Annotated in this window: 5 protein-coding genes; 2 read left to right on the plus strand and 3 right to left on the minus strand. The window is 63.1% G+C overall.

Features of this window, described 5'->3' with window-relative positions:
- Window positions 1-4: 4 nt before the first annotated feature.
- Window positions 5-1,183 (minus strand): efflux RND transporter periplasmic adaptor subunit, encoded by a 1,179-nt coding sequence (locus tag FY112_RS14670; RefSeq protein ID WP_181018219.1) that lies wholly within the window; start codon window positions 1,181-1,183, stop codon window positions 5-7.
- 233 nt (window positions 1,184-1,416) lie between these two features.
- Between FY112_RS14670 and FY112_RS14675 the strand changes: the two genes are divergently transcribed.
- Window positions 1,417-1,977 (plus strand): TetR/AcrR family transcriptional regulator, encoded by a 561-nt coding sequence (locus FY112_RS14675; RefSeq protein WP_151518668.1) that lies wholly within the window; start codon window positions 1,417-1,419, stop codon window positions 1,975-1,977.
- 60 nt (window positions 1,978-2,037) lie between these two features.
- Here FY112_RS14675 and FY112_RS14680 read toward each other — a convergent pair whose 3' ends face one another.
- A complete protein-coding gene (locus tag FY112_RS14680) occupies window positions 2,038-3,477 on the minus strand; it encodes an FAD-binding oxidoreductase (RefSeq protein WP_151518670.1) in 1,440 nt (479 codons plus the stop codon).
- 246 nt (window positions 3,478-3,723) lie between these two features.
- Between FY112_RS14680 and FY112_RS14685 the strand changes: the two genes are divergently transcribed.
- Complete coding sequence (locus tag FY112_RS14685; RefSeq protein ID WP_151518671.1) at window positions 3,724-6,036, plus strand: NADP-dependent malic enzyme; 2,313 nt, start codon at window positions 3,724-3,726, stop codon at window positions 6,034-6,036.
- 68 nt (window positions 6,037-6,104) lie between these two features.
- Here the strand turns inward: FY112_RS14685 and FY112_RS14690 are convergent.
- Window positions 6,105-6,520: ribonuclease H (locus FY112_RS14690; RefSeq protein WP_151518672.1), on the minus strand; the 416-nt coding region annotated here is incomplete at its 5' end.

Below are 6,520 nucleotides of genomic sequence, written 5' to 3' on the forward strand. Positions count from 1 at the left end.
GACCTTACTCCGGCTTCTTGGCGTCACCGGACGCGAGCTGACCATCGCGCCACTCTTCCGGCGCGACCTTTGCGCCCGGCTGCAGTTTCTGGCTGCCGTCGACAACGAGACGCTCACCTGATGACAGGCCGCTTTCGACCACCCATTCATTGCCGAAGGATTGTCCGAGCTCCACGTCACGCGGCTGTGCTACGTCTCCCTCCTGGACGACGTAGACCTGCGCCTTGCCGTCGGCCGTGCGGATGACGGCGCGCTGCGGGATAAGGATCGCCTTCTCCCGGACGGCTTGTTCGATACGGACGCGGACGTAAAGACCGGGCAGCAGGTCGCCCTTCGGATTGGGGAATTCACCGCGGAGGGTGACCTGGCCCGTCGTCGCATCGACGCTTGCGCTGCTGAAGAGCAGCTTACCGGCTTCGCCATAGACCGTGCCGTCATCGAAGACGAGCTTGATGTCGGCCTTGCCTGGTTCGGTCGATGTGAGGCTGCCGTTTTCGACCGCCCGCTTCAGCGCCAGCAGGTCTCCGGAGGATTGTGTGAAGTCGGCATAAACGGGGTCGATCTGCTGGATCATCGCCAGCGCATCGCCGGCGTCGGCCGTCACCAGCGCGCCTTCCGTCACCAGCGCGCCGCCGATGATACCTGATATCGGTGCGCGGACTTCGGTATAGCCGAGATTGATCTTCGCCTCGTCGAGTGCTGCCTGCGCCAGTGCAACATCGGCATCGGCCTGAGCAAGGGCGACGGCGGCCGCATCATATTCGATACCGCTTGCAACATCGCGATCGCGCAATGACTTCTGGCGCTCCAACTGCTGACGGGCATTCAGCTGCGTCGCCTTGGCGCGCTCGAGGCTTGCCTCGGCACTCGCCACGCGGACCCGGAAAAGCGCCGGATCGATCCGGTAGAGCACGTCGCCCTGATGAACGAGGCTGCCCTGCTCGAAGATCCGTTCCTGCAGGATGCCGGAAACTCTGGCCCGCACCTCCGAAACGCGCGTCGCGGCGATGCGGCCCGGCAGCTCGCTGATAACGGGAACCGGACGCGCGTTGAGCGTCAGGACGCTGACGGCGGCAGGCGGCATCGCGCCGCCCTCCTGAGCGTAAGCCGGCAGGCATGCACCGAATATCAGCGCCAGGGCAAGCGTATAACGCAATGATTTCGTTCGAAAAAGCATGTTCATTAGCCTTCCTGCTGGTCCCGCTGGGGTCCCAAAAAGCACAGCCCGCCGAAATGACGTTCGGCGGGCCTCCTCAGCCGACAGATAGTCGATCTTTTTTTGCATTGCAAGATACCTACCGGTAGGTATGATAGCACTATCATGATCGGAACTCCCATGGCCCGGCGATCCCGGGAGTGATACTGATCCTCTCGCGCCGCCGCGGCGCGAAGCTTATCTCGAACACAGGACATGCATTGGTAGATAGCCCCCGCAACAGAAAGAAACAGCCGGATGTCGTGCGGCAGGCTCTTCTTGATTGCGCCACCAGGCTGGCGCTCGAGCATGGCTTGGCCGCCGTCAGCCTGCAGGCGGTCGCGAGTGCCGCCGGCGTGACCAAGGGAGGTCTGTTTCACCACTTCCCCAATAAGCAGGTGCTTATAGAGGCCGTGTTCGACGGCATGATGGAAAACCTCGACCGTGAGATCGATCACGAATTGGGAAGGGACAAGGGCGGCCACGGCACATTCACCCGCGCCTATGTCCGCACCCTGTTTGCCGACCGCGCCCTCAACAACAGCCCGTGGTCGGCGCAGACGATGACCGTGCTTGCCGACCCCTACTCCAAGTCTCTCTGGCATAAATGGATGAATGACCGGCTCATCAAACACGCCGAAACCGATGGCGGAATGCGACTCGAGATCGTTCGCCTGGCGGCGGACGGCGCATGGCTTGCCCATGTTCTGCGGCCTGACGGCCATGCCGCGTCCGACGACGCGGTTCTGCTGCGCGAATTGATCGAACTCACCGAGGGGTGACAAGTGATTGGCGACTCATCCCGCGCCCGGCTATATCACCCGAGCGCGGGATCGTCGGGGCTAGGCAGCTCGCACTGCCGCCATCGGTTTAACATTCTGGTTCATCCGGAACAGATTGTTCGGATCGTAGCGCCGCTTGATCTCGGCAAGGCGAGCGTAGTTGGCGCCATAGGCGGTCTCGACGCGATCGCCTTCGTCTTCGGGCATGAAGTTGATGTAGGCCGTGCCGACCGAATGCGGCTTGGTTGCCTCGAACAGATCCCGCGCCCAGTCTATGCAGCTTCCATCCATCCCGGCTTCCCGCCAGCGCGCATGCACATTCATGACGAAATGCGAGCTGCGTTGCGGAAATGCGGTGGCTTCGGTGGCCACGCGGCCAGCCGCACCGCCGACATGGCCGATGAAGATCTCGCATTCCGGGCCAGGCAGCTTGCGCACGGCCTTGAGCAGAACCTCGATCGCGACATCTGAGAGAGAGGCAAAATCCTGGCTCTTCCAGTAATTGCGCGCGCCCGGTGTCAACAGCGGATCGAATGCCTGCTGCCAGCCGGTGAACGGCACCGGGCCGACAACGTCGGCAATCGGATTTCCGATCGCGCGCAATCTGGCCGCCGCCTTTTCGCCCGCCGCGATGTCTCCGCAATAACACATGGCGAGCACGACGATCTCCTTGCCGTGCCATTCAGTGGGAAGGAACGGCAGCGGCGGCGCCTGGCGCATCACCACCCAGCAGGTCAGTTCGTCTGGGGCCGCTTCCAGCGCCTGTCGGTACTCCTTGAGCACCATTTCCGCATCGGCGAAGGGGTGCACGACGAGCCCAGCGAGCACCTCTGTGTTGAGAGGGTTGAGCTTGAACTCGAACGAGGTCACGACGCCGAAATTGCCGCCGCCGCCGCGCAGCGCCCAGAAGAGGTCGGGTTTTTCCTTTTCGCTCGCCTTGACCAGCTCGCCGTCGGCCGTCACCACGTCGACCGAAAGCAGATTATCCAGCGTCAGCCCGAATTTGCGGGTCAGCCAGCCGAAGCCGCCGCCGAGCGTCAGCCCGGCGATGCCGGTCGTGGAATTGATGCCGGTCGGCAGCACCAGCCCGAAGGCCAGCGTTTCCTGGTCGACATCGGCAAGCGTGGCGCCCGGCTCGATCCTGGCACGCCGCGTTTGCGGATCGACCCGCACCGATTTCATCGCCGACAGGTCGATGACGACGCCGCCCTCGCAGACGGCATTGCCGGCGATGCCGTGCCCACCGCCGCGCACCGAAAGAAGCAGATTGTTGTCGCGTGCAAACCGCACCGCCCGCACGACATCGGCGGCACCCGCGCAACGCGCGATGAGCCCGGGGCTGCGGTCGATCATCGCATTCCAGATCGCCCGCGCCTCGTTGTAATCCATGTCTTTGCTGGTCAGGAGACTGCCGCGAAATCCGGCGGCAAAAGCATCGATGGCCACGTCATTGACCATCGTCTGCCCCTTTTGCAGGGTCGTGAGGTTCAAATTGTCCATGATTTCCTCCATGCGACCGGCGCCCCGCACCGTCGCGGCCGGCATCCTGCTCCTGTTGAGGTCGTCAAACAAGTTTCCCCAAAAGGATTAGCTAGCTGCGGCGGCTGCTTGAAGGCCGAATGGTCACGGCGTGGATACACCCCTCTGCCCACCTCACGAAAACTTCGCCCATCCCCCATTTCCATACTGTCGCCCGTAGCCGATTGATGTATGGAGGGAGCTCAAAAGACGTGCACGGAGGCGGCGATGGATCACCCGGAAAAATCGAAGACGGAAAAGAACCTGACGAGCGGCGATCTCGACGAACAGGCGCTTTTCTTCCACCGCTATCCTCGCCCCGGCAAGCTTGAGATCCAGGCGACAAAGCCGCTCGGCAACCAGCGCGACCTGGCGCTCGCCTATTCGCCCGGCGTTGCTGCCCCTTGCCTTGCCATCCGCGACAACCCCGAAATGGCAGCCGAATATACCTCGCGCGCCAATCTCGTCGCCGTCATTTCGAACGGCACCGCCGTTCTCGGCCTCGGCAATATCGGCCCACTTGCCTCCAAACCGGTCATGGAGGGCAAAGCCGTGCTCTTCAAGAAATTCGCCGGCATCGACGTCTTCGATATCGAGATCGACGCGGCAGGCGTCGACCAGATGGTCTCGACCATCGCCTCGCTGGAGCCGACCTTCGGCGGCATCAACCTCGAGGACATCAAGGCGCCGGAATGTTTCGAGGTCGAGCGCCGCCTGCGCGAAAAGATGAAGATCCCCGTCTTCCACGACGATCAGCACGGCACGGCAATCATCGTCGCCGCTGCGATCCTGAACGGGCTGGAACTCGCCGGCAAAAACATCGCCGACATCAAGATCGTCGCCTCCGGCGCCGGTGCCGCCGCCCTTGCCTGCCTCAACCTGCTGGTCATTCTCGGGGCAAAACGCGAAAACATCTGGGTCCACGATCTCGAAGGCCTCGTCTATGAGGGCCGTATCGAGCTGATGGACGAATGGAAATCCATCTACGCGCAGAAGAGCGATACGCGCACGCTCGCCGAAAATATCGGCGGCGCCGACGTCTTCCTCGGCCTTTCGGCCGCCGGCGTGCTGAAACCGGAGCTGCTGGCGCAGATGGCCGACAAGCCGCTGATCATGGCGCTCGCCAATCCGACGCCGGAGATCATGCCCGATCTCGCCCGCGCTGCCCGTCCCGACGCGATGATCTGCACTGGCCGCTCGGATTTCGCCAACCAGGTCAACAACGTCCTCTGCTTCCCTTATATCTTCCGCGGCGCGCTCGATTGCGGCGCCGAGACGATCAACGAGGAAATGAAGATGGCGGCCGTGCGCGCCATCGCAGCCCTTGCCCGCGAAGAGCCGTCCGACGTCGCCGCGCGTGCCTATTCCGGCGAGACCCCGGTCTTCGGCCCCGATTACCTGATCCCCTCGCCCTTCGATCCGCGCCTGATCCTACGCATCGCGCCTGCCGTCGCCAAAGCCGCCGAACAGAGCGGCGTGGCGCGCCGCCCGATCCAGGACTTCGACGCCTATCTCGACCAGCTGAACCGCTTCGTCTTCCGCTCCGGCTTCGTCATGAAGCCGATCTTTACCGCCGCCAAGGCGGCCGAGCGCAAGCGCGTCATCTTCTCCGAAGGCGAGGACGAGCGCGTGCTGCGCGCCGCCCAGGTGCTGCTCGAAGAAGGCCTTGCCGAACCGATCCTGATCGGCCGCCCGCAAGTCATCGAGACGCGCCTGAAGCGCTACGGCCTGCGCATCCGGCCGCTGCAGGATTTCGAAGTCATCAATCCGGAAGACGATCCGCGCTTCCGCGAATATGTCGATCTCTATTTCTCCCTCGTCGGCCGCCGCGGCGTCATCCCGGAAGCGGCCCGCACGATCGTGCGCACCAACACCACAGTCATCGGCGCGCTGGCGCTGAGGCGCGGCGAGGCCGATGCGCTGATCTGCGGCCTCGAAGGCCGTTACGAGAAGCATCTTCGCGACGTCCGCCAGATCATCGGCAAGCGCAAGAATGTCCGCGATTTCTCAGCCCTCAGCCTGATGATTTCGCAGCGCGGCGCCACCTTCTTCACCGACACCTATGTCACCTTCAATCCGACCGCCGAGGAGGTCGCCGAGGCGACAGTGCTGGCGGCCGAGGAAATCCGCCGTTTCGGCCTCACCCCGCGCGCCGCCCTCGTCTCGCATTCCAACTTCGGCTCGCGTGAGTCCGAAAGCGCCACGAAGATGCGCAACGCCCTGCAGCTCGTGCGCGATGCTGCACCCGACCTCGAGGTCGACGGCGAGATGCACGGCGAAAGCGCCATCACCGAAGCGCTGCGCAAGCGCGTCATGCCGGACACGACGCTGCACGACGAGGCGAACCTTTTGGTCTTCCCGAACCTCGATGCCGCCAACATCACCCTCGGTGTGGTCAAGTCGATGACCGACGGCCTGCATGTCGGCCCGATCCTGCTCGGCACCGCCCTGCCCGCCCATATCCTCGCCCCCTCGGTCACTTCCCGCGGCGTCGTCAATATGGCAGCGCTGGCCGTCGTCGAGGCATCGCAGCCGGCGTGAGCCGGTTGCCCGCAACACCGCGTAAAGACCCTGAAGTCGTCCCGACACATGTCCTGATGTCACATAAATCAGGCACGCCGTATCGACAGGCGCCCTTTATCCGCAAGCGCATCCGCGCGTTCGTTACCGGCAATGCCGGAATGGCCTTTGCACCAGACAATGGTCATGAGCGCATTCTGGGATAGTTGAAGATCGACCGCTTTCCAGAGTTCCGCATTGGCGATCGTTCGCCTTCGGGCATTCCCATTCGGGCTGCTTTTCTTCCAGCCGTTGTTCTTCCAGATATGTCGCCAGCTGTTGCAGCCTTTGATGGCGTAGACGGAATCGGACCAGATGGTCGCGGGCTCGCCGCTTGCCTCGCTGTTGATCCAGATCGCCGCCCTGAGCACAGCGGTCAATTCCATCGAATTATTGGCGGACTCTTCGGCGCCACCGAAGCCGGACGCGATTTCCGCCGCATCGCGATAAACGACAAAAGCCCAAC

The sequence above is a fragment of the Rhizobium sp. PEPV16 genome, from assembly GCF_008919455.1.
Classification (GTDB): Bacteria; Pseudomonadota; Alphaproteobacteria; order Rhizobiales; family Rhizobiaceae; genus Rhizobium; species Rhizobium leguminosarum_Q.